The following is a 23,247-nucleotide window of genomic DNA, read 5'->3' on the forward strand; positions in this document are numbered from 1 at the left end:
CATCCCAAAATATTAGACTCAAGGGGAGCCGTAATGAATAGCGCGGACTCCCCCTGGTGTTTCATATCCTATTGTGACGGCTTACGCCTGGTTCTCATAAATTAGGGATTGCTTGCGGTTGTACCGCTCAAGACCCAGCTCGATCATCCGGTCAAGCAGCTCGCGGTAGGACACGCCCGTTTCCCGCCACAGAAGCGGGTACATGCTGTACGGTGTAAAGCCCGGCATCGTGTTCACTTCATTGATCAGTATCGCGCCGTCCGAACGGCGGACAAAGAAGTCGGCCCGAGTAATGCCGCCGCCTTCAATCGCTTTGAACGCGGTAATGGCAAGATCACGCAGACGATCAGCCGTATCCGGCTCGATCTCGGCCGGGATTTGCATCTGTGACTGTCCATCCGTATATTTGGCCGCATAGTCGTAGTATTCACTGGAAGAGACTATTTCACCCGGAACGGATGCCATCGGCTCATCATTGCCAAGCACGCTGACCTCCACTTCGCGGGCATCGACGAACTCTTCAACAATGATCTTGTCATCGAACCGGAGCGCGGATTCAATCGCCGCCTTAAGCTGCTCCCGGTTCTTTGCCTTGGATATCCCGACGCTTGATCCTAGGTTAGCCGGCTTGACGAAGCTTGGGAATCCGAGTTTGTCCTCGATATCCTTCAGCACTTCATGCTTGCTCCGCTCCCACTGGGTACGATTGAAATAACAATACTCGCATTGCGGTAATCCTGCTTGGGCGAAGAGTTTCTTCATCACGACTTTATCCATCCCCGCAGCCGACGCAAGCACACCGGTTCCCACATAAGGGATGTCCGCCATTTCGAACAGTCCCTGAATCGTTCCGTCCTCCCCGAACGTCCCGTGAAGAAGCGGGAACATAATATCCACCGCCTGAGTCTCTTGGCCATACAATCTGCTGAACACGGCGTTCAGCGCTGTTTGCGTGCCCTCCCCTTCAGCTAGCTTCAATTCCTCCAACTGGGCAAAAGGAGCCGAAAGCTTGCTGCCGATTCTCCAGGTACCCTGCTTGGAAATATAAAACGGAACAATCTCATATTTATCATAATCAAAAGCGTTCATGACCGCGAATGCCGTGGATAGCGACACCTCATGCTCGCCGGATTTCCCCCCGTATATTAAACCAACCGTCAATTTATCCTGTCCCATGTTAACCTCTCTCTTGTCCGTATTGCAGCATGACATGCTGTCATCTTAAAAATAATCGGGGATATGGTAAAACCGGTATTCCGTGTTATCGTTCCAAGCGTAGGAATCCCGGTAGTCCCAATAGCGATGGCGGCTGGACACCGTATGTGCATTAACCAGCGGCATGCCGCCTGCGTCAAATGCCGTCACGATGGTGCTGTGCTGAAACGCACCGTCACCGTCCCAGTCGTACACGATGACATCCCCCAGCATCAGCTGTTCGGGACGCTCCATCCGCTCGGCCCGCAGCCCCGAGGTACTGGCGTTCAAATAATGCGCAAAGCTGTTCGATACCGCCCAGCTGTAACTCCACCATTCCCGCTTGTTTACGTACCCCTTGTACCACCATCCCGTTTCTCTTTTACCAGTATAGAGGATTGGGGCTTTGCCTGCAAAGAGGCACTGGGAGATATAATTCGTGCAATCCACGTCAAATTCCTCAAACTCCGGATTCCCGGAATCCCACCAACGATCGGCATAAGCAGCTGCGGCTTCACGCTCATACCGGCCGGACCGCGTGCTGCTGCCGGCGGCGTATACGCGGCCATTCATATAGGGGATGGACGGCTCTCTTCCAGTCCTATCCGCGCCTGCTGCCGGAACATCGGTTCTTTGCAGGGGATGGCGTTCATCCTGCAGACGTTCAATGCCAACGATCAACCAGGCATCCCCGTCCCGGATCAGCGTCAGCCGCTCCCTAAAAACCGTATCTTCCCGGTGCGTCATGCCTCTTTTTTCATAATAAAATACGCTGTGAAGCCGCACGTCCGCGACCACATCATCCTCCGTCTCCCTCATGATGCGCAGGAGGCGGGCACGAGTCTCACTCTTAAGCGGCGTTGCCTCCCGCTGCGTATACCACGACTGCAGCCGAAACTGCCTTTCCCCTCTCTCTACCAGGAAATTCAGATCCGCTACAATCTGCTCTTTCAGGCCTGAAGAATAGTCCACGCGATTTTGGTTATATTGATTGACGTAAATATATAGAGCTTGCTTCCAAGGCTTCTCTGCTTGCTTCAGACTGTTCATCTACTCTCCTCCTCTAACCTTGCCTTTCACGCTGTTCCCTATCACAACTATATGAAGAAAATCTCCGGGCTATGAACTTCGGTCAAGAGAATACAGAAAGACCGGGATCACACGCGACTGTAACCGGGTTAAAAACGGGCTTGTTTTCACCTTTTTGAAATACTTTTCTTCTATAAAAAATGCTTTACGCAGCGAGTTGAAAACGGTATACTTAAAGTAGTTAATTTATGAAATTAGGTTTCACCTAGTGAAACCGCAGAGGATTTAAATCACAACTTTTATTCGATTTATGAAATGACTTAAGGAGGTTCATCAATGCCAGCAAAGGATCAATTCTCCATCTCACGCAACCTCGAGGTGGGTGGTAAAAGTTACCGTTATTTCAGCCTGCAGGCGCTCGAAGAGCAAGGATACGGCAATGTATCCAAGCTTCCTTTCTCCATTCGGGTACTGCTGGAAGCTGCCGTACGTCAGTTCGACGGACGCGCAATTACCGAAGATCACGTAAAACTCTTGTCCAAGTGGAATGAAGGACGCGACAACAACAAGGAAATCCCGTTCATTCCTGCCCGTATCGTGTTGCAGGACTTCACCGGCGTTCCGGTTGTCGTTGACCTTGCAGCTATGCGTGACACCGTTAAGAAATCCGGCGGCGATCCTAAACAGATCAACCCTCTCGTTCCGGTTGACCTTGTTATCGACCACTCCGTCATGGTTGACGCTTTTGGTACCGACCAAGCTCTTGAAACGAATATGAAGCTTGAATTTGAGCGTAACGAAGAGCGTTACCGCTTCCTTCGCTGGGCTCAAACGGCATTCAACAACTTCCGCGCAGTTCCTCCGGGAACGGGTATCGTTCACCAGGTTAACCTGGAATACCTTGCTTCCGTAGCAGCTACGAAGACGGTTGACGGCGAGACGCTTGTCTTCCCTGACTCCCTCGTAGGTACGGACTCCCATACAACCATGATCAACGGCCTTGGCGTTGTGGGCTGGGGCGTAGGCGGTATCGAGGCGGAAGCCGGTATGCTCGGCCAACCGCTGTATTTTGTAACACCTGAAGTTATCGGCTTCAAGCTGACAGGCAGCCTGGCGGAAGGCGCAACAGCGACCGACCTTGCCCTAACGGTAACCGAGCTTCTCCGTAAGAAAGGTGTTGTAGGCAAATTCGTAGAATTCTACGGACCGGGTCTTGCTAACATCAGCCTGGCTGACCGTGCAACGGTAGCCAACATGGCTCCAGAATACGGCGCTACCATCGGATTCTTCCCGGTTGATAGTGAAACCCTGGCTTATCTCCGCAATACGGGCCGCACCGACGAGCAGGTTGAACTCGTGGAGAGCTACTATAAAGCGCAAAACATGTTCCGTACGGCAGATACGCCGGACCCTGAGTTCTCCGATGTAATCGAATTGGATCTCGCTTCGGTTGTACCAAGCTTGGCTGGACCAAAGCGTCCGCAGGACCGTATCGAGCTGACCAACATGAAACAAAACTTTAACGATATCATCCGCACGCCAATCGACAAAGGCGGATACGGCCTCAGCGATGAGAAAATCGCGGAAACCGTTAAAGTCAATCATAAAGACGGCTCTACCAGTGAAATGGGAACGGGTGCGGTTGTTATCGCAGCCATCACCAGCTGTACGAATACGTCAAACCCAAGCGTTATGCTCGGCGCAGGTCTCCTGGCGAAGAAAGCCGTTGAACGCGGCCTGACAAAGCCCGGCTATGTGAAGAGCAGCTTGACTCCAGGTTCCCTTGTCGTAACCGACTACCTCGAGAAGTCCGGTCTCTTGCACTACCTTGAAGCTCTCGGCTTTTATGTTGCAGGCTATGGCTGCGCAACTTGTATCGGTAACTCCGGTCCTTTGCCGGATGAAGTGAGCGAAGCGATTACCGACAACGACATGACGGTAGCCGCCGTATTGTCGGGTAACCGTAACTTCGAAGGCCGCGTGCATGCTCAAGTCAAAGCCAACTACCTGGCTTCGCCGCCGCTGGTTGTGGCTTACGCCCTGGCAGGCACAGTGAACATCGACCTGCAGAACGAGCCGATCGGTTACGATCCGAACAATGAGCCTGTATATCTGAAAGACATCTGGCCAACGAGCGCGGAAATCCGCGAAGCGATCGGTCAAGCCGTTAGCCCTGACGCTTTCCGTGAAAAGTACGAGAATGTGTTCACCGCCAATGAGCGTTGGAACAAGATTCCTGTTCCTGAAGGCGAGCTGTACGAGTGGGACGATCAATCCACTTACATTCAGAATCCGCCATTCTTCGAAAGCCTCGGCAACGGCTTGAACGACATCCAGGACATCAAAGAAGCGCGCGTGCTTGCTCTCTTGGGCGATTCCGTTACAACGGACCATATCTCCCCAGCGGGTAACATTGCAACCAACAGCCCTGCCGGCAAATATCTGAGCGACCGCAACGTTGAACGCAAAGACTTCAACTCCTACGGCTCCCGCCGTGGTAACCACGAAGTCATGATGCGCGGTACCTTCGCTAACATCCGGATCCGTAACCAGGTAGCTCCAGGTACGGAAGGCGGCGTAACGACTTACCTGCCAACGGATGAAGTGATGTCCATCTATGATGCTTCGATGAATTATCAAGCAGGCGGACAGAACCTCGTCGTTATCGCAGGTAAAGAATACGGTACAGGAAGCTCCCGTGACTGGGCGGCAAAAGGTACCTATCTTCTCGGTGTCAAAGCTGTCCTGGCTGAAAGCTTCGAGCGTATTCACCGCTCCAACCTGGTGGGCATGGGCGTTCTTCCGCTCCAGTTCCAAGAAGGTCATGGCTGGAAGAGCCTTGGTCTGAACGGCCGCGAGACATTCGATATCCTGGGCCTCAGCAACGACGTGAAGCCAGGCCAGGAATTGACGGTTATCGCTACGCGCGAAGACGGAACCCAATTCGAGTTCCAAGCTATCGCCCGTCTCGACAGCATGGTGGACGTGGATTACTACCATAATGGAGGTATCCTCCAAACGGTACTGCGTCAAATGATCGCATCGAACCAATAAGGCATTCTTATAGGTGATTTGGCCTTAGTCAAAAATCCCCATCATCCGCGCATGGATGATGGGGATTTTGTTATTTTCCGGTACTTCTTTCCTGAATATTGGAAACTCCGTTTCGAATGATGCCATGGAGGTTAATGGGTAAAAAACATTCGCGGAAATCCAGACCTAGGAGGAAGGTACCCATGATCAAAATACATACGATGACATCGCTCCAATATCAATACCAACGGCCACAGCCGGTGGCTGCACCCAAAAGAGAGGAAGCGAAAGATAAACCCCTCACCTTCCAAGAGATCCTCAATCAGAAAATGAAGGAAAAGAATATGAAGCTGACCTAAGAGACGCTTACCTATTATATCGTTGAGCCGTTACAACAAAAGGACCGTTTCCCCAATCGCCAAGATTGTAGGGAGCGGTCTTTTTGTTGGAATGAGGATTGAAACCCCTTCCCTTTATATCCTTTGGCCTTGCCATGTAACGTATCGTTTCGCATATTTCGTCTCGTATTGTTTCGTTTCAATTCCCGTTTTCAAATGGTTGACCACCGCATAAGAATAACCGGGCGGCTGTATCACATGGAGCCTCCCGGTCATTCAATAACTTATAGTGATGCTGTCCGCACTCCGGCAATAGAATGAATTAAATCATCATTCCCATTTCCCGTGCCGCCTCCATCAGGATTGGCGCATGTTCGCGGAGCGTTTCCGCTGACAGACGGGTGACTGGCCCTGACATCGACAATGCTGCCGCCACTTGACCATTCCGGTCAAAGATCGGTACGGATACCGCAGCAGCCCCAGGCTCGCGCTCTTCGATGCTGATCGCGTATCCCTTCTCCAGTATTTCGGCCAGCTGCTGCCGGTAAACGATCCTATCAACTGACTCCGGCCAATCCGGCGCATTCAGCAGCTCCTCCTGATCGGCCGGTGGCGCAAAGGCCACCAGAACCTTGCTAGAGGCGCCAACCGACAACGGTAGTCGTACTCCGACCTGGGCGACCCGCCGAATGCCCTGGTTGCTCTGAACCGCTTGAATCCGAAGACGATCCGAACCGTCTCTTAAATACAAACTCACCGTTTCCCCAAGCCGATCCCGCAAGGCTTCCATCGCGGGCAAAAGGCGAATCGCCGGGTCGTCGCTTTGGGACAGATGCATAGACAGCTCCCATATTTTCAAGCCGAGCCGATATTTCTCCGTTTCTTTATTACGAACAACGAATCCTTTGTCTTCCAGCGTTGTTAACAGCCGATGTACAGTACTTTTATGTAATCCGATAAGGGAAGAAATCTCCGTGAGGGCAAGTTCACTTTCTTTCGTAAAACACATCAATATATCAAGTGCCCGCTCTACAGCACGCACCGTTAATTTACGATCTTCCATCCCGACCAGCTCCTCTCCTGTTTCATTCTATGAAACCTGGTTACAAGAATTATATGAGAATTCTTCTCAAAAGTAAACCATCGAGACAGGGACTTTACAGTTGTCTTACAATCTATGGATTTGCATTGACTTTATAGGCATCCGGGCATACGATTATTATAATTTCAACTCTTTCATGTTAACGAAACATATCCAGACTATATGGTAAGGAGGGGCCACTTATGAGCACAACGACTGGTAGTAATGCCCCACTCTCCCAATTAAATGACACGCCAGCCGAGCTGTCGACGGGCTTAGTTCGTTTAAAGCATATTATATTAGCGTTGTTATTATCTGTCGTTTTTTTCCTTGTTTTCTGTTTTATTGCGCTTCATGCTTATATTGCTTGGGTTTTGTCGAATCCAACGGTTGCTCCACTCTATTCTAACCCCAAGCTTGCTAAAGATATGAATTACGAGAATGTCACATTCCACTCCATTGACGGTAAACGAAATATAAATGGCTGGTATATACCGGCCGAGAATTCTTCTAAAACCATCGTGCTCAGCCATGGTTATGGCGCCAATCGGGAGGAAACCTGGGTACCGATGTACGATCTCGCCCATTATGCGCATAATATGAATTTTAATGTGCTTATGTTTGATTACGGTTTTGCCTCCCAGACCAGCAAGGAAGTGGCGACCGGAGGCAAGGAAGAGAAACGCCAGCTTCTTGGAGCCATTGAACATGTGAAGCAGCGCGGCGCGAAGCAAATTGTCGTCTGGGGCTTCTCCATGGGGGCCGGTACCGCACTGCAGGCAGGGCTTGAGACCAAGGATGTGGATGCCATGATTCTGGACAGCGCCTTTTTATTGGAGCCGGACACGCTTTACCATAATATTCACAACCAGATCAATCTCCCTCGTCATCCGTCCCTGGAGATTCTGGAGCTGCTCTTCCCGGTGCTTAACGGCACAAGCCTGGATCAGATCCCTTACAATGAGGTGAAGAAGCACGATTATCCGTTCCCGACCTTGTTCATACACGGAACGAAAGACGATAAGGCACCTTACCCGATCGCCGAGAAGATTGCTTCCAATCAGACCCATACGGATTCGGATTCCTGGATTGTAGAGGATGCGCATCATGAGCTTATCTTCCGTGAGCACCCTAAAGAATATCTGCGCAGAGTATCCACCTTTCTAGGAAAACTCGAAACTCCGGATGAATCCTGATGCTTTATTGATCATACGCTCCATCTCCCCCCGCTGCTTTGATGCAGCGGGGGATTTTTAATTTCCTCCTCATAATACAGGCCGCTAACTGAATATAGTGTGTTTAGTGAACCTGATACTGGAGGGAACGGACATGTTATTAATTTACGGAGCGAAGCTCCCGATACGATTACTCGAAGAGATTCGCTATTGGAAACATCAGGAAAGGAAGCATACCGGGCTCATCAAAGCTATTGTTCCGGATCTGGAGCCGGTCTATGTCAAGATGCTGGATCAATGGGCCGTGGTGTTCGCTGACACGGAAAAAGCGGCAGACGAACTTCTGCGCCACATTCTTCGTTATGACGGACCTCCTTCACCTCAAGTGCTGGCCCAGGTCGAGCAGCTGTTGCGTGCTTCCTGCGAGCAATCCAGAGAGTTCATCCGCCAGCTCCACGGATTGAAGGAGAATAGTGAGGCTGTTCAGAAAGTTCCGCTCGCCGCCACGGTTCTGCACCATGTGATTCGGGAGTCCGAATACTTCCTGAACACGCTGGAGACGCTCAACTCCGCCGGAGCGCTGGAAAGATTCATGGACGTGGATATGCCGATGCAGTCGATGACGCTACACGAGGCCACGTCTCCTCCGCCGTCTCCTCCCGAGGCCGAGCTATCCATTCAAGGCATGGGAGACAGCGGCGGCGGCAAGGCTGTTCCGATTGGCGGGCACCGCCTTCCTCCACTGCCTTACGCTTATAATGCGCTGGAGCCTCATATTGACGAGAAAACCATGCGGATTCATCACGACATCCATCACCAAAGCTATGTCGACGGTCTGAACAAGGCGGAGAAGAAATTGGAGGAGGCCCGAAAAAGCGGTGATTTCGAGCTGGTGAAGCATTGGGAACGCGAGTTGGCTTTTCATGGTGCCGGCCACTATCTGCACACGATCTTCTGGAACATTATGAACCCGCGGGGCGGTGGCGAGCCTGGCGGGGAGCTAGCCCAACAGATCAAGAAGGATTTTGGAAGTTTCGACCGCTTTAAAAAGCACTTTAGCGAAGCTGCAGACAAAGTGGAAGGCGGCGGCTGGGCAATCCTCGTCTGGAGTCCGCGCAGCCATCGACTTGAAATTTTGCAGGCCGAGAAACATCAGAATCTCTCCCAATGGGATGTCGTCCCTCTCCTCGCTCTGGATGTATGGGAGCATTCCTATTACCTTAAACATCAAAATAAACGCAAGGATTACATCAACGATTGGTGGAACGTGGTCTACTGGCCGGAGGTTGCGGAGCGCTTCAAGCATGCCAGCATGCTGAAATGGAAGCCTTTTTAATTCAAGACCTAGCTGGGCTGCTTCACATTGGTTAATATTGGGTATGATGTCTATAGCCCTCCTTACTTCATTATGGAGTTTAAGGAGGGCTTATCATTATTCAAGGGGGTGACTCTCTGTACACTGGAGCACATCGGATAAAGGGATCGGGAGCCGATGAGATTGATGTTGAAGGATATGTCATAGGGCATCCCGATCAGACTTTCAATATATCCGTAAACCAAGACTCTTGAAACCGGGCACTTGGTCATGAGTCCAGAATCGGACTTGATTATTCAAGCTAGGGAGTAACCCGACCCTATTGTTGGGTCTTTTTTACCATATATCTGGTTATTTATTCGGTTGAACGCTCCCATATGCTGGATTATGATATGACAGTAAGCTTGATAAGCAGTCACTGTATGGCCTAAGGCGATACGAAGAGAAATTATGCGATCCATACTAAGACTGCAAGATTCAGCGAGCCGGTAAGAGCAGAACATCACCACTGAAGGGATGGGTCAGTGTGAACAGTAGGTTCAAATCACGTGTTTTCATTTTTGCTTTTGTGCTTATCATTTTAATTGTTGGAGGATGCCAGCCCGTGAACAATAACCAAGCCACTACAGACGACAGCTCGGACGAAGTTATAACGAAGGCTAAAACCACAGCCGTTCAGCATTTTAAAGAGAAATACGACTTGGATGTAGAAATTACCAAGGAAGAGATGATGCCTTCTATCGTAGCGGACAAGGTCAACTTCGAAGGGTTTGTCGTAGATCATCCTGAACAAACCTTTAAAATATCCGTTGATTTCAACACAGGCGAGACATCCAACTTCGTGATGAACCCGGAGCTCAGAAAAGCGATTAAGGGCGAGTGATGGGTTGCGGCTGCCTTTTGGCTGTAACTACAGGTTCTGATCCTGCTGAGTCATGTTAAGGAGGGAGTATATTTGAGTTCACCGCAAGTGGATGACGAGACATACCGATTGATGTCAGAAGCGGCTTATCTCGATCTGAAAAAAGAAGATACCGTTGAGGACTTGCCTGGATGGGAGGTCCTTGAGGACTATAAGAGCAACAGCATATCAGGTTTTGATGCCGTAACTTTCTATAACAAGGAAACGAACCAGGCCGTTATCGCATACCGGGGCACCGAGGCAGGCAAAGATTTATCCCATGCTCTCCCCGATTATTTGGCTGATGCGGATATTGGCATTGAAGAGATCAAAAGAAAAATCCCGGAATTTCGGCCACCTTGGGCGGACCATGTGGACAAAGTCAAAGAAGTCACGGGGATTAACGATGTCACGGATTGGTTCGGTGAACAATCGAGACAGATCGATAAAAAAACGGATATATGGGGAACCAACCAATTGTATCAAGCCGAGGATTATGCGCTGGAAATGAAGGAGAAATACAAGGACGTTGATTTCACCCTTACGGGTCACTCCTTGGGGGGAGCCAATGCGCAATATGCTGCCGCCTATACGGGCATGTCGGCTGTCACCTTCAGTGCTCCGTCGGTCATCGGAAGCCTCTCCCCTGAAGCCAGAAGAAAGGCAGAGAACGGGGAATTTGACTCTCAAATCACTAATTTCGTCCATCCTGGCGACATTATTGGCAGCGGTGCGCTCGGCGGCTTCGATGGCCACGTCGGTTCAACCTATTACATAGACTCCAGTTATAAAGACGCCAATGACGGGCTTAGCATAAAGGAAAAAATTGATAATACACTGGGCGGCCCCAATTATCATCAGCTTGACCGCTATCGATTCGAGGATGGTTACATCTCAAATCCTCTGTACGACGGCGCTACCGACAAAGCCGTTGATTCGCCTAGAATACCTGCCCATAGCAGTCTCTTGTTCGGCCTGGGTGGTCCGATGAGCAATCTGGGCTTAGGGTTGGGCGGCTCGCTGGCAGCCATATCCGGCTCCGCAGGAGGCTCAGCTGGAACCATTCAGGTGACCCCTGCCGAACTTCGAAGCGTAGCCGAGAAATGGAGAGCACACGCCCATCAAAGTGATGCCGAACTACAGGGAATCCGGCAGCGCCTCTCCAAATACATGTTCTCCAGCCACAGCAGGCGTCTACAGCCGATTGTCCAGCAGCTGGATACATCCATCATGTCGATGAGTCAATGGCATCTGCAGCATACCACCGACATCGTTCAATATATTAAATTCAAAGCGGATTTATTTGAACGGACCGACAACAGCGGATAAACATCGATACGAAAACTACCGGGGGGGGGATGGAGATGAGTCGAGAGATTCTGCTTGAGCTTGATGATTTGCTTCAAGCCGAACGCGAGCTGTCAGGACTGCTGGCAGCCATTCGAGCCGACGAACAGGAGGCAAGGGTCATGTACGCCCGTCTGCAGGATTGGAAGGGACAATCCGCCAATGTGCTGCGCGACCAGATTGAAACCTTCTTTATGGAGATGTCCCGCCGCATCCGGGATATCGAGGAGCAAAAACATGCACTCATCCAGTATGTGCAATATATGAAACAAGTGGATGGCGCTTCTTGAGAAACCCTTGCCCAACATATCGATTATCATGAGTTCACATTCATTATTAAGCACAAAAAAAAGGCTTCGCCTCCGTGGGCGAAGCCTTTTTCATTTGTCTGGATCATGATTAGTCTTTAATCAAAGACAGAAATTCCGAACGCTGTGCAGAATCACTCTGGAAGGTACCGCGTACAGCTGACGTGACCGTCTTGCTGCCCGGCTTCTTCACACCGCGCGCGCACATGCACAGATGCTCGCCTTCCACTACCACCATCACGCCGTTTGGCTGCAGCGCCTCCACCATAATATCCGCGATTTGCGATGTAATGCGCTCCTGCACCTGAAGACGGCGGGTAACCGCCTCTACCAGACGTGCCAGCTTGCTTAAACCGGCGATTTTGCCGCTAGGGACATAACCGATATGGACTTTACCAAAGAACGGCGCCATATGGTGCTCGCACTGGCTGTAATATACGATATCCTTCACGATAACCAATTCCTCATGATTCTCGTCAAAGGTAACCCCGAGAACATCCTTGGGATCCACTTCGTATCCGGCAAAGATCTCCTCATACATCCGCGTCACACGGGCCGGTGTCTCAAGGAGTCCCTCACGCTGGGGATCTTCACCGATCAGTTTCAATATTTGCTCTACATGATACTCGATCTGCTCTCGGTTATCGCCGACTTTATTGTTTACATAATCCTTTACACCTGCCACAGTACATCCCCCTTTTTCGTTCCATATAAAAAGCAAACGGTTAACTTATAGCCGCTGTTAGCGGCCTTTTAAATAGAAATGCCCCTCCGTCATCCATTCAGACGGGAGTGGGCTTTCTTGCATTATGATTTGCGTTTACGGCCTTGCCCTTTACCCGGCACAGGCTGATTTTTCATCATTTGCTGTGCACGCTGCATCTGCTTGCTGTTCATGTTATACCCCATTTGTTTTGCCATCTTCTGCAGCATTTGCGGATCGTTCTGCATCTTTTCCAATTGCTTTCGCAAATAGAATACGCCGATGAAAAATCCGCCGACCAGACCCACGATCAATGTAATAATCGGAATGACAATATCCATCACTTGACCACCTTCTACTAATATCTGCCATTTAATGGCGCATACACGAACCTATCATAGCATGTCCTTTTCATCACAGCAAATGAAAATAACAGATACATGGCAGCAGACACGGCCTGATGATACGCCTTGGTCAACTACGACCCTTTCCGGTCCGGCATGGCTCCTTCTATCGTTAACAAGGTGCGCTTGATTTCCGGACCGCCGGCATAGCCGATCAACGCTCCATCGGCTCCTACCACCCGGTGGCACGGCACGATGATCGGAACGGGGTTCTTGTTGTTCGCCCCACCTACGGCACGAACTGCTTTAGGACGCCCAATGGATTCGGCTACATCCTTATAGGAACAAACCGTTCCATAAGGAATGGACTTCAGCGCTTCCCATACCTGCAATTGGAATGAGGTGCCGCGCATGTCCAGCTGTACGTCGAACGCCTTTAGCTCCCCTGCAAAATACTGTTTCAACTGTGTGATCGCAGGAGCTAATCTTGCCTCGTCACGCTGATAGCCGCCGTTACCGGCCCAGGTCCGTGACCACTGCTGGATGACCGCTTCTTTCACATAGAAGCTGCCAAATTCAATAAGACATAATCCCTTCTCCGTTGCGCAGACCGTCAGCGGTCCAATCGGAGATTGAAGTTCATCGTAATACAGCATTTCCGGTCCTCCCTCAGGGACGGCCATCGGCTCGACTCCCTGAATAACAGGACTTTCCTGTCCCGGCTTGTCCCCATTAGAGGAACCTGCAACAGGAGTGCTAGCGGAGGAAGCATCAGCCGCAGCTACGGCAGACGCTTCTTTCTCACTTGGTTCATTCAGTTTATTCAAGGCTTGCTGCAGCATATCTCGTACTTGGGAGTCCCCTTCTGATTTCATGCTTTTCTCTAAGTTGTTCAACGCTTCTTCGCCTCCAATACGGCCCAGAGCCCATGCAGCGGTTCCCCGCAGCTCCGGGCGCGGGTCTTTCAGCAGTACTTCGCTCAGCTTCGGTACGGCTGAAATATCTTTAAAGTTGCCAAGCGCGATGACAGCATTGCGCTGAATCGGCTTTCGGCCGCGCCATGCGGCCGACGTATCTCCGAATGCCTCCTTGAATTCCCGGTTACTCATATCCAGGATGGGCAGGAGCAGAGGCTTGGCTTTTTCAGGATCGGGCTTGAAGTCCTCTTGATGAGTCCAGTTCTTGCCCCGGTTCTTCGGACAAACAATTTGACAGGTATCGCATCCATACAGCCGGTTGCCGATCTTGCGCATGGCCTCTTCGTCCAGAAACCCTTTGGTTTGGGTCAGAAAAGAAACGCAGCGCTGAGCATTCAGCTGCCCGGGACCGACAAGGGCGCCGGTTGGGCAAGCATCGATGCATTTGGTGCACTCCCCGCAATCCTCAGTTACCGGCGTATCCGGAGGAAACGGGATGTTCGTTACCATTTCGCCAAGGAATATCCAGGAACCGAATTTCGGGGAGATGATGGAGCAGTTCTTGGCGCTAAAGCCAATCCCGGCTCGCTGCGAAACCGCCCGGTCGACAAGCGCGCCGGTGTCCACCATGCTTTCAAGCTTCGCATCCGGCACGCGTTCTTTAATGTATTCCTCGAGACGACTCATGGCCTCCCGGAGCACCTGGTGATAATCCCTTCCCCAAGCTGATCGCGCCATAATCCCCCTGTATTTACCTGGCTCCGATTTGGGCGGGTTCTCCATCTTGGAGTGGTAGGTTATGGCGATGGCGATCAGGGACTTCGGCTCCGTGCCAGGGAGTGTGGGAGTAACCCGCTTATCCAGATCCGACTCCTCAAAGCCGGACTCATATCCCATATCCCGATGGTTTTGCAAAATTCCCTTTAGGGATTGGAACGGCTCCGCCGAAGCGAAGCCGATATCATCAATCCCGAGCTCCGGCAGAGCGGCCTTGAGCTCCTGCTTGAGCTCCTCCCATACCGAAGGCGGAGGAGCGTACGAACCGAGTGTGTAGGTCATTCTCCAGCGCCTCCTTTTCTGGGATGATGTTCTGTCTTTCAGGTTACAGCTTTTTGATCTCAGACAACGGCCAGAAAATAAATTCGGCTCTGCCTACGATGTCGCTTTCCTTCACGCTGCCGAACATGCGGCTGTCCTTACTCTTTCCGAGATGGCGGTTATCTCCCATAACGAAGTATCTACCCTCTTCCAGTACTATAGGCTCAAAGCCAGGATCCTCGATCGGGACATCGGTATATCCTTCCTGCTTTGCAACCCCGTTTACGTACAGCTTCTGGTCCTTTACCTCAATGGTATCTCCAGGTACGCCCACGACACGTTTTACCAGAAACTCCTTCTTATCCGGGCCATCACTCGGGTCCTTAAGTACAATAACATCGCCATGGCCCGGTGCTGAAAAGCGATATACCACTTTATTAATAAATAGCCGCTCCGATGCTACCAGTGTCGGCTGCATAGATTCACCTTTAACCATAGACAGGTTGAACACAAACATATTTAGAAGCACCATAATAACAAATGCAATCGCAATCGTCTTTACCCAATCCCAAAGCTCGGCAGCCCAGCCGTTCTTCTTGCCAGGTTGATTCTGAGGTTCGTTGTTCTCGCCATGCTCAGTTGAATCCGGAGAAATCACTTGTCCCATGCTACACCTACTTTACTTCGATTTCACCTCCGGAAAACGAAGGCGGCACCTTCAAATAAGGTACATTAATAGAAAAGCATATCTCCCACCCATTTGCAACGGCTGAAAGATATGCTTCATATCGAAAAAATGTCGTTTCTTATCTCTGTCGAAGCTTAAAGCCGCCGTTTGCGTCGCTCGTATGTACCGCTTTTTGTCATTACGACTATTGACCAAGGATACTGAGCTTCTGGAACGACCGCAGGATTTGGCTGGCACCGTATCCCATGGCTTCATAAAATGGCATGGCTGCGGCGTTGTGCTCGTCTCCGGCTACCATAATCCGACTGACTTTCCGTGATTGAAAACGCTGTTCCATTGCCGAAATCAAAGATTTGCCAATCCCTTTTCTACGATAGTCGGGATGAATGGCAATGCGGTAATAACAACCATGATTGCGTTCGATCGTACCGATTAAGGCACCAACGATTTCACCGTTTTCTTCAGCTACCATAATCAGATCGGAATCCCAAGCTAGCTGCCTGGAGAAGGGCTCCATCGTGTTTTCGTAGCATTCTTCCGATAAAGCAATCTGAAGTAGCTCGGTTACGGGGTTACAGTCACTCAACTGAAAGGAACGAACATGCATTTCAAAATCTCCCTTTTCGTTAGCATGATGCGGTTTACCCGGTTTACAAAAATCTAGTATTCCGTTTACGCAAACCTGACATTTATATTACTACAAAAAACCCGAAAATCCTCTTTCCTTGTCCATTAAACCACATCTTTCTCGTAAATTCACGAGTTTTCTTCTGAAAGCGCTTTATAGGAAGCGTTTTCATCATTTTAGCTGGATAAAATTCCATTTTTTTGTTGAATGCTAGGTTTGTTTCCTGCTGCTAAACCATTATCTCACTGTTAAAATAGGCCCATTAATTCCCAGTGGTTTTCTTTCTTATTTGAGATTTATACTTCGATAAAATAACCAACCTTCTCCAGTTCCACCGAGGATAAAGACATGTAGTAAAAAACAACAGCGTCCTCTCGGCTATGTGCCTCTGAGGAACGCTGTGTTTTTTGATCATGATATTTACTTACTGGAGAACGACGGTGTCGCCCACTTTCAGCCCTGACAAAACCTCGACTTTATCCAGCGTCTGCAAGCCGGTCTCGATATCCTGCCGTTCAATCTGGCCGCCTCCCTTGTCCACCATGACATAGGAGGCGCCTCCGTCCGTCATAACGGCAAGTTTAGGAACTACAACCGCCTTATCCTTCCGTTTGGTTACAATGTCTCCGTTCAGCGTCAGGCCGCCGATTAAACGATCTTCCTTCGGCAGTGAGATGATCACCTTAAACTGTGGTGTCTGGGAAGTTTGCTTCTCCTGGGCCGTCGTCTCGGCGAATTTAGCTACTTCCAGCACCTTTCCCTTCAGCTTTAGATCCTTGATGGACGGCATCTTAACCTCAACCGCCATGTCCGGCTTAATGCTGAATATATCGTTTTCCCCGACAAATGCCACTAATCGAAGAGAATCCAGGTCGACGATTTTGCCGATATACTGGTTCGCCGTCACCGATTGCGGCCGCTGCTGTGTCGGGTCGAACAGAAACAGGCCTGCTGCTGGTGATAAGTATGTAGCTTTCTTCAGCCTGTCATTCAAGTCGGCCATCGTCTGGCGCTCAATATCGTTAGTAACCTCGTCCAGTTGACTGCTCAGCCGAGCATTTTCCTGATCTGCCAGCACTTTAAGGCGTTCGGCCTCCGTTGCTAAAGTGGGGGCGCTATCGAGGTCCTGATTTAACGTAAACTCCTTCAGTTCCTTCTCCAGCTTCCGCTTCTGCAGCTCGGCTTCCTTCTGCTGAAGCTGCTGGCGAATGGCCGTTTGCTCTAATTTAAAAAGCGCATCGCCTTTCTTGATCTGCTGACCGTTCTCAACGTTCCAGGACTCCACTTTCGCTTCAAAAGGTGCGTACACATTGGTCTCCCGCCCGTATTCGGATGTTCCCTTGACCTGCACGGTCGAGACAATGGTTTCCTCCGTTACGGGAAATGTGATGACCTGCGGCTCTTCCATCATGGGAATCTCGGGTTCTTTCGGTTTGACCTGTCCGTATCCCCAATATCCCACCAAGCCCAGCACGGCAACGATAACCGTCCATTTTATGATTTTTTTTATCATACCGATTTAGCTTCCTTTCCGATGCTCATTATCCTAATCCCGCTTGATGGCCAGAAGTGCATTCGTTCTTGCTGCGCTGATCGCCGGATAGATCCCCGAGAAGATTCCGGTCATCACAGCGAATGCGATGCCGATGGGCAGCGTCTCCAACGTAACCGCAATTTGCAGCCCTGACATGCCCGCCGAAGCCATAATGAATGAATTCAGTCCCTTGATGATCAAAAATGCGAATACGATGCCAAGCAATCCACCAAGCAAACCGAGCAGGCTGGCTTCTACGATGAACATGTTGCGGATTTGCGGCATATTCGCCCCAAGGACCTTCATAATGCCGATTTGCCTACGGCGCTGATGCGTAGACATCGTCATGGCTACGATGATTGATATCGAGGCCAATAACAGGATAAATACGCCTATGCCGAGAGCGATCGCTTTGAATGTATCCAATTGGGAAGCGACCTGATCACGCATGGCCAGATTGTCGCTCGCATTCAGCGCAAGTTTTGAGATTAAATCCTCAAGCGGTTTAATATTCTGCAGATCATCCACTTTGATGGTTAGACTATCGTATACTCGCTGTTTCGAAGTTGTCCCATTTTGCAGGTTCAAACTGTTTGTTAGCCATTCCGCCGTGTCAAAGGAAATATAGGCCTGACGATCGTAGAACGCAAACTGGGCATCTCTCCCCGAAGGCACATCCAGCACGCCGCCAACATAAAGCTGTGGGCTAAGCTGTTTCTTGTCTGCGTCCATCGACTCCAGCTGAATATTTTTGCCGTGCATTTCCGAAACGGTGCTCTCATACATCTGATATTCTTCCCATAGCTTCGGGTTATTGGGATCGGTATTTATCATATTCATCAATCTTTCGCTCGTCTCTGCATCCTTCCATCCGGTTGTTGCTCCGTAATTGAGCACCATGGCACCGATCTGTTCAAGCGCGCCACCTTCCTTGAACCTGTTACCCTGCTCTTTGAGCTTTGACAGGTCCACGGCCACGACGTTGAAACCGTCGTTTATCAGGTTATCGGACGAAATGGCTCTAAAATACCCGAGCTGCTTGGTGGCTATAACGGATTTGACATGATCAAAGCCCTGAATCACCTGAACTTTATCATCCGTTAGCAATCCCCGGTCAGCTCCGGCCGCGGGGCCGCTGCCTTCTCCTTGCCCGCTTGAGCCCTGTGGAGTCACCGTAATCTCGTCAAGCTTCATGCCGCCTATAATTTCCGTCTCCAAATAATTCTGGGCGCCGTTCCCAATGCTGATCGCTACGATAATAGCCGCGCATCCAATCGAAATACCAGTCATGCACAGGGCTGTCACCACTTTACGACGTTTAATCTGTCCCCATGCCAGCCGTATGCTGTCTAAAATTATCAGCTGACCTCACCTGCCCCCTCCGTATGAACCGGGACCCCAGGCAGGGACGAGGGGCCGTTTGGCCCCCGTTGACCTGCTGCTGGCGTTGTATAGTCCTCCGGCTGAACCAGATAACCGTCACGGAGCATAATCGTTTTTTTCATTTGGGCAGCGACTTCCATCTCGTGAGTAACGATGACAAATGTCGTTTTCATGGACTCGTTCAGCGCCATCATGATTCGGATAATTTCCTCTTCCGTTTTGGTGTCCAGGTTACCCGTCGGCTCGTCCGCAAAAATGACGGAAGGCTCGGTAATCAACGAGCGCGCAATACTAACGCGCTGCTGCTGTCCGCCTGACAGTTGGGACGGGTATAGTGAAGCCTTATCGCCGATCCCCGTCATCTCCAGAAGCTCCATCGCTTTCTTCCGGCGCTTGGACGGAGAAACGGATTGAAAGACCAGGGGAAGCTCCACGTTTTCACGAATCGTGAGCGTCGGGATCAGTTCATAGGCCTGAAAAATAAAGCCGATATGCTTGCGCCGGAAGACAGCAAGCTTGTTTTCCCCGTACTTGACAATATCCTGATCGGCAATATAAATATGGCCTTCCGTCGGCTTCATCAGTCCTGCCATCAAGTTGAGCAGCGTGGACTTGCCCGACCCGGAGCTGCCCAGCAGGGCAATCATCTCTCCCTTCTGGACTTCGAACTGGATATTATGGAGCACTTTTAATACTTCGTTACCGTTCTTAAAGCTGTGCGATACATTCTCCAAACGCAACATGTTCGCTATTCCTTTCCGGTTCTTAATTTAACTCTCCTCGTCAGGAACTGCTGTAGGCGTGAATATCAGATTGTAGCTTTGACTGCCCAGCGTGATCCGCTCATCCTGGAATTCATCCACCAGGGTCAAGTTAAACCAACCGCCTCGAAGTTTTTTGTATTGCTCATCCGACAGCTCGATCGACATCGACCGGGTGCCTGGGACCTGGATATCGGTTCCTGGCGTGAGCGTGCGCTCCTGTGTCTGCCCGAGGTTATCCTTGATGATTAAAATCAGCTTGTGGCCGGAGTCCGCCGCAATGATGCTCTCGCTGCGTTTTACATCAATCGTGATATTCAGCGGAATGGATGAGCTGCCTTCCTGCAGATGTCCTACCGCTTTCGTAACCGAAACGTGGTAAGGATACCAATCGAGGTTTGTCAGTCCGGAGCTTATGGCAGGTCTGATCGGATTCAGCATCAATTTTTTCATGCCCATGACGCCGGTAGCATCTTTACCCGTTTCAGCAAACTTGCCTCCGGTCATCGCCGTACCCAGAGCAAGCCCCAGTTCGCTTGCAGCCCCCTTCGGCACTCTGGCCCAAAAGACAATCGACTGCTTGGACCCCGGCTGAAGCGAGGCTTCAGGCTGAATGGTTTCCGCTTCATAGATCTTTCCATCCGTGCTTTGGAAATACCCCTTCAGCACCGCTGCTTGGACGCGGCGCTGTTCATTGCTGGTCAGCAAGAACTCGGAATAGACAATATCGGAGTCCACACCTTCATAGATGACCGTCCGCCGTTCCTGCGCCTCTGCGCGCTTACCAATCGCGGTAACGGTATACGGCTTCCCTTTCTCCAAAGTGCTGATCGACTGCGTCATGCCGGACGTGGTCATGGTAAGAAACGACGTTTTGGCCGTATCCTGCTGCGTAAACAGCTCGAAGCGAAGCGAACGGATATCCTTGGTATACGGGATCCGAGCCATGACATATACCTCGGTTGATGACCCCGGGGAAATCAGGGAACCCTGCTCCTCCGCAATAACCTCCGAACCAGCCAGACTTGTTTTTTCGTCCGCTGTGACGTTCACTTTAAGCTCAGGCAGCGGCAGCGATTTGGATTCCTGCGTATTCCGCAGACGCAGCTTTGCAACGATCAGATCCTGATCCTGCCATGGCAGGCGCTGGATGGATTCCAGCGTGTACGCAAATCCTTTGGCTGTCTGCGCGTCGTACTCCACACCGATAGATGATTTGCGTTCCGTTTGATAAGGGATGGCAAAGTATGCAATCGGCAGGGTCAATGACTCCTGGACCTCGGTGGTCGGCTCACCGGCCGGTTCACCCGAGCTCGCCGGCGGTTTAGATGAGCTGGCTGGTCCAGATGTCCCGATCATTTGCAGCTTCAATCGGTCCTGCTTGAGTTCTAGCGGGAGCGTTATTTCCATCACCATTGTTTTCTCTTCCCCGGGACGCAGCGTCAAACCCGCTTTGTTATCCGGAGTGTAAGGATGGAAGGAGCCTTCGGATGCTTTAATCGCAAATTCGTAGGCCGGAACCTCCACCGATTTTTTTCCTTTATTCTTGAAGGCCATCTCGATATTCCATATGCCCTGCCCCCCTGAGGCACGCAGCGAAGCTTGGCGGATTCTGGCATCGACCGGAATCCCCTTGATGGTCAACTTCTTGGCCGCGCCCGCCGCAACATCCCACTTTGGAGCTGTTGCCGCAGGTAGCTTGAAGGATGCGACTGGCAATGACAGCTTCAGCGTTTCATCGTTTTCGGTCCACAGGAAATGCAAACCGGTCGTTTTAAGATAAGAGGGAACTTCTGTTATGTAATAAACCAGTTTCTTTTCTTTCGGCTGAACAGGCACACCCTCAGCCCCTGCCTCATGACGCAGAAGGAACGAACTGCCGCTTGCCGTCGCCAAATACGGTTCGAACCCCCGATCATTCCATACCTTTCCACCATGGTTCGTCATATACATCCCGACTTTGGCGATGACTTTGCCGTCATACTTGATGATCTCTAGTGATTCAGCCTGTACGGTAACCGGAGTGCCGCCCAGATTCAGCTTGGAGGTCGAACCAGATGGTACGGCTGCTGTATAATTGGCGGGCATTCTGTACGTTCCGACACGCTGCAGGTAGCCTTTGACTTGCGGATTCCATACGTCCATCACCAGCTTCATGCCGGACAAGGAACTGCTCTCGGTCTTCGCATAGTAGGTTACACTCAGGCTTTGCCCGGGCTCTACCTTCTTCTTGGCCAGATCCTTGGATATGGGATTGGCCGCCGTCACGGAACCGCCGGGAAGCACCACCTTGGGAAAATAAGATACCAGGCGCGCTGCGCTTTTCCCCCCGTTTTTATAAGTCAGTGTAAATACCGCCACATTCGTGCCGGTCTGCTGCCATACGTCGGCATGGTCAAGCTTTGCTGTGACGTTGTTCCCAAGCTGCACGCTCCAGGCCAGAGCTGCACCCTTCTGTGCAGTCGACTTCGTGATTTGGGATGGCTGTGTCTTAGTTGCTGCAGCTTCCACTTGCGGTGCTGCAGCCAGAATGGCAGCCATCAGAATGGCAGTCACTCTGAGCTTTGTACTATTCATATTATGTACCGACTCCTTTCTACCTCGACATATCCCTTCTATATCGACGTTTCGATCATAGATTTGTTCAAGACTATATATATAACGACAAATTTCACAGAAAAGTTTTCCATTAATTTTCGATGTCACAACTTTCGTTCATGCAATAAATCAGCCCTCTCGGACTTTTCAAACATAAAAGTTGATTTAATCACCCAAAACGGTTTAATATATGTAGTGTAGCCGGATTACATATTACGTCTCCGGGATGATAAAGACTTCCTGATGAAGGAAGACCCTTTCATCATAACCAAAAACTAAATTTACAGGAGGTTTTTTACTATGGCATTTCAATTACCAGCACTTCCTTACGCAAACGACGCGCTCGAGCCTCATATCGACGCACAAACGATGGAGATCCACCATGATCGCCACCATAATACCTACGTAACCAACTTGAACGCTGCTCTTGAGAACGCTCCTGAGCTTCAAGGCAAATCCCTTGAGGATCTGATCTCTAACCTTGACGCTGTACCGGAAAGCATCCGCACAGCGGTTCGCAACAACGGCGGCGGCCATGCTAACCACTCCCTGTTCTGGGAAGTTATCGGACCAAACGGCGGCGGACAACCGACTGGCGCTTTGGCTGATGCCATCAACAGTGAACTGGGCGGCTTTGATAAATTCAAAGAAGATTTCGCAAAAGCGGCTACAACCCGTTTCGGCAGCGGCTGGGCTTGGCTCGTTGTTAAAGACGGCAAACTGGCAGTAACCAGCACACCGAACCAAGACAGCCCGATCATGGAAGGTCAAACACCTCTCCTCGGCCTGGACGTTTGGGAGCATGCTTACTACCTGAAATATCAAAACAAACGCCCTGATTACATCTCCGCATTCTGGAATGTAGTGAACTGGGAAGAAGTCGGCAAACGTTACGATAACGCGAAATAATATCGCTTAACTAAAAACCGATA

Annotated in this window: 20 protein-coding genes; 8 read left to right on the forward strand and 12 right to left on the reverse strand. The window is 50.6% G+C overall.

What is annotated here, in order from left to right; all coding sequences use genetic code 11:
* Positions 1 to 81 precede the first annotated feature (81 nt).
* A complete protein-coding gene (locus tag ACOZB4_RS23785) occupies positions 82 to 1,176 on the reverse strand; it encodes a D-alanine--D-alanine ligase (protein WP_379414533.1) in 1,095 nt (364 codons plus the stop codon).
* A 45-nt stretch (positions 1,177 to 1,221) separates the two neighbouring features.
* Positions 1,222 to 2,244 carry an amidase domain-containing protein gene (locus tag ACOZB4_RS23790; protein ID WP_379414532.1) on the reverse strand — a complete coding sequence of 341 codons (1,023 nt, stop codon included), beginning with the start codon at positions 2,242 to 2,244 and terminating at the stop codon, positions 1,222 to 1,224.
* A 315-nt stretch (positions 2,245 to 2,559) separates the two neighbouring features.
* Here ACOZB4_RS23790 and acnA point away from each other — a divergent pair, with 315 nt between their 5' ends.
* Positions 2,560 to 5,277: an aconitate hydratase AcnA gene (acnA, locus tag ACOZB4_RS23795; RefSeq protein ID WP_076325897.1), complete on the forward strand. Its 2,718-nt coding sequence runs from the start codon at positions 2,560 to 2,562 to the stop codon at positions 5,275 to 5,277.
* A 182-nt stretch (positions 5,278 to 5,459) separates the two neighbouring features.
* A complete protein-coding gene (locus ACOZB4_RS23800; protein WP_179090730.1) occupies positions 5,460 to 5,615 on the forward strand; it encodes a hypothetical protein in 156 nt (51 codons plus the stop codon).
* Positions 5,616 to 5,916: 301 nt separating this feature from the next.
* Here ACOZB4_RS23800 and ACOZB4_RS23805 read toward each other — a convergent pair whose 3' ends face one another.
* Complete coding sequence (locus ACOZB4_RS23805; protein WP_076325898.1) at positions 5,917 to 6,657, reverse strand: IclR family transcriptional regulator; 741 nt, start codon at positions 6,655 to 6,657, stop codon at positions 5,917 to 5,919.
* A gap of 221 nt (positions 6,658 to 6,878) precedes the next feature.
* Between ACOZB4_RS23805 and ACOZB4_RS23810 the strand changes: the two genes are divergently transcribed.
* From ACOZB4_RS23810 to ACOZB4_RS23830, 5 genes are all read left to right on the forward strand, one after another.
* A complete protein-coding gene (locus ACOZB4_RS23810) occupies positions 6,879 to 7,871 on the forward strand; it encodes an alpha/beta fold hydrolase (protein WP_339270355.1) in 993 nt (330 codons plus the stop codon).
* Between the two features lie 133 nt (positions 7,872 to 8,004).
* Positions 8,005 to 9,186, forward strand: a complete 1,182-nt coding sequence (locus ACOZB4_RS23815) for a Fe-Mn family superoxide dismutase (RefSeq protein ID WP_379414531.1) — start codon at positions 8,005 to 8,007, stop codon at positions 9,184 to 9,186.
* Positions 9,187 to 9,769: 583 nt separating this feature from the next.
* Positions 9,770 to 10,048 (forward strand): hypothetical protein, encoded by a 279-nt coding sequence (locus ACOZB4_RS23820; RefSeq protein WP_379414530.1) that lies wholly within the window; start codon positions 9,770 to 9,772, stop codon positions 10,046 to 10,048.
* 72 nt (positions 10,049 to 10,120) lie between these two features.
* Complete coding sequence (locus ACOZB4_RS23825; RefSeq protein ID WP_379414529.1) at positions 10,121 to 11,395, forward strand: lipase family protein; 1,275 nt, start codon at positions 10,121 to 10,123, stop codon at positions 11,393 to 11,395.
* Between the two features lie 35 nt (positions 11,396 to 11,430).
* Positions 11,431 to 11,703, forward strand: a complete 273-nt coding sequence (locus ACOZB4_RS23830; protein ID WP_076325903.1) for a hypothetical protein — start codon at positions 11,431 to 11,433, stop codon at positions 11,701 to 11,703.
* 109 nt (positions 11,704 to 11,812) lie between these two features.
* On the opposite strand, the gene folE is transcribed toward ACOZB4_RS23830, so the two are convergent.
* From folE to ACOZB4_RS23875, 9 genes are all read right to left on the reverse strand, one after another.
* A complete protein-coding gene (gene folE, locus ACOZB4_RS23835) occupies positions 11,813 to 12,406 on the reverse strand; it encodes a GTP cyclohydrolase I FolE (protein ID WP_071220880.1) in 594 nt (197 codons plus the stop codon).
* A gap of 122 nt (positions 12,407 to 12,528) precedes the next feature.
* Complete coding sequence (locus tag ACOZB4_RS23840) at positions 12,529 to 12,765, reverse strand: YneF family protein (RefSeq protein ID WP_098741934.1); 237 nt, start codon at positions 12,763 to 12,765, stop codon at positions 12,529 to 12,531.
* Between the two features lie 137 nt (positions 12,766 to 12,902).
* Positions 12,903 to 14,744, reverse strand: coding sequence for a tRNA epoxyqueuosine(34) reductase QueG (queG, locus tag ACOZB4_RS23845; RefSeq protein WP_379414528.1), 1,842 nt, complete (start codon positions 14,742 to 14,744; stop codon positions 12,903 to 12,905).
* A gap of 43 nt (positions 14,745 to 14,787) precedes the next feature.
* On the reverse strand, positions 14,788 to 15,390 hold the full coding sequence (gene lepB / locus ACOZB4_RS23850; protein WP_379414527.1) for a signal peptidase I: 603 nt from the start codon (positions 15,388 to 15,390) through the stop codon (positions 14,788 to 14,790).
* 205 nt (positions 15,391 to 15,595) lie between these two features.
* Positions 15,596 to 16,018, reverse strand: a complete 423-nt coding sequence (locus tag ACOZB4_RS23855; protein ID WP_076325907.1) for a GNAT family N-acetyltransferase — start codon at positions 16,016 to 16,018, stop codon at positions 15,596 to 15,598.
* A 445-nt stretch (positions 16,019 to 16,463) separates the two neighbouring features.
* Positions 16,464 to 17,552, reverse strand: a complete 1,089-nt coding sequence (locus ACOZB4_RS23860; protein WP_379414526.1) for an efflux RND transporter periplasmic adaptor subunit — start codon at positions 17,550 to 17,552, stop codon at positions 16,464 to 16,466.
* A gap of 33 nt (positions 17,553 to 17,585) precedes the next feature.
* On the reverse strand, positions 17,586 to 18,863 hold the full coding sequence (locus tag ACOZB4_RS23865) for an ABC transporter permease (protein WP_379414525.1): 1,278 nt from the start codon (positions 18,861 to 18,863) through the stop codon (positions 17,586 to 17,588).
* Positions 18,864 to 18,931: 68 nt separating this feature from the next.
* The gene (locus tag ACOZB4_RS23870) at positions 18,932 to 19,699 is read right to left on the reverse strand and encodes an ABC transporter ATP-binding protein (protein ID WP_053490009.1); all 768 of its coding nucleotides are present in this window, start codon (positions 19,697 to 19,699) and stop codon (positions 18,932 to 18,934) included.
* Between the two features lie 27 nt (positions 19,700 to 19,726).
* Positions 19,727 to 22,294: a hypothetical protein gene (locus tag ACOZB4_RS23875; protein WP_379414524.1), complete on the reverse strand. Its 2,568-nt coding sequence runs from the start codon at positions 22,292 to 22,294 to the stop codon at positions 19,727 to 19,729.
* 321 nt (positions 22,295 to 22,615) lie between these two features.
* Here ACOZB4_RS23875 and ACOZB4_RS23880 point away from each other — a divergent pair, with 321 nt between their 5' ends.
* A complete protein-coding gene (locus ACOZB4_RS23880; protein ID WP_339270336.1) occupies positions 22,616 to 23,224 on the forward strand; it encodes a superoxide dismutase in 609 nt (202 codons plus the stop codon).
* Positions 23,225 to 23,247: the final 23 nt, after the last annotated feature.

The organism is Paenibacillus sp. NPDC058898, assembly GCF_049316025.1.
Classification (GTDB): Bacteria; Bacillota; Bacilli; order Paenibacillales; family Paenibacillaceae; genus Paenibacillus_AQ.

Excerpts from the sequence above, each read along its gene's own strand:
- ACOZB4_RS23785 (WP_379414533.1), bottom strand. The coding sequence starts at position 1,176 with ATGGGACAGGATAAATTGACGGTTGGTTTAATATACGGGGGGAAATCC.
- ACOZB4_RS23790 (WP_379414532.1), bottom strand. The coding sequence starts at position 2,244 with ATGAACAGTCTGAAGCAAGCAGAGAAGCCTTGGAAGCAAGCTCTATAT.
- acnA (WP_076325897.1), top strand. The coding sequence starts at position 2,560 with ATGCCAGCAAAGGATCAATTCTCCATCTCACGCAACCTCGAGGTGGGT.
- ACOZB4_RS23800 (WP_179090730.1), top strand. The coding sequence starts at position 5,460 with ATGATCAAAATACATACGATGACATCGCTCCAATATCAATACCAACGG.
- ACOZB4_RS23805 (WP_076325898.1), bottom strand. The coding sequence starts at position 6,657 with ATGGAAGATCGTAAATTAACGGTGCGTGCTGTAGAGCGGGCACTTGAT.
- ACOZB4_RS23810 (WP_339270355.1), top strand. The coding sequence starts at position 6,879 with ATGAGCACAACGACTGGTAGTAATGCCCCACTCTCCCAATTAAATGAC.
- ACOZB4_RS23815 (WP_379414531.1), top strand. The coding sequence starts at position 8,005 with ATGTTATTAATTTACGGAGCGAAGCTCCCGATACGATTACTCGAAGAG.
- ACOZB4_RS23830 (WP_076325903.1), top strand. The coding sequence starts at position 11,431 with ATGAGTCGAGAGATTCTGCTTGAGCTTGATGATTTGCTTCAAGCCGAA.
- ACOZB4_RS23840 (WP_098741934.1), bottom strand. The coding sequence starts at position 12,765 with ATGGATATTGTCATTCCGATTATTACATTGATCGTGGGTCTGGTCGGC.
- queG (WP_379414528.1), bottom strand. The coding sequence starts at position 14,744 with ATGACCTACACACTCGGTTCGTACGCTCCTCCGCCTTCGGTATGGGAG.
- lepB (WP_379414527.1), bottom strand. The coding sequence starts at position 15,390 with ATGGGACAAGTGATTTCTCCGGATTCAACTGAGCATGGCGAGAACAAC.
- ACOZB4_RS23855 (WP_076325907.1), bottom strand. The coding sequence starts at position 16,018 with ATGCATGTTCGTTCCTTTCAGTTGAGTGACTGTAACCCCGTAACCGAG.
- ACOZB4_RS23860 (WP_379414526.1), bottom strand. The coding sequence starts at position 17,552 with ATGATAAAAAAAATCATAAAATGGACGGTTATCGTTGCCGTGCTGGGC.
- ACOZB4_RS23865 (WP_379414525.1), bottom strand. The coding sequence starts at position 18,863 with ATGACTGGTATTTCGATTGGATGCGCGGCTATTATCGTAGCGATCAGC.
- ACOZB4_RS23870 (WP_053490009.1), bottom strand. The coding sequence starts at position 19,699 with ATGTTGCGTTTGGAGAATGTATCGCACAGCTTTAAGAACGGTAACGAA.
- ACOZB4_RS23875 (WP_379414524.1), bottom strand. The coding sequence starts at position 22,294 with ATGAATAGTACAAAGCTCAGAGTGACTGCCATTCTGATGGCTGCCATT.
- ACOZB4_RS23880 (WP_339270336.1), top strand. The coding sequence starts at position 22,616 with ATGGCATTTCAATTACCAGCACTTCCTTACGCAAACGACGCGCTCGAG.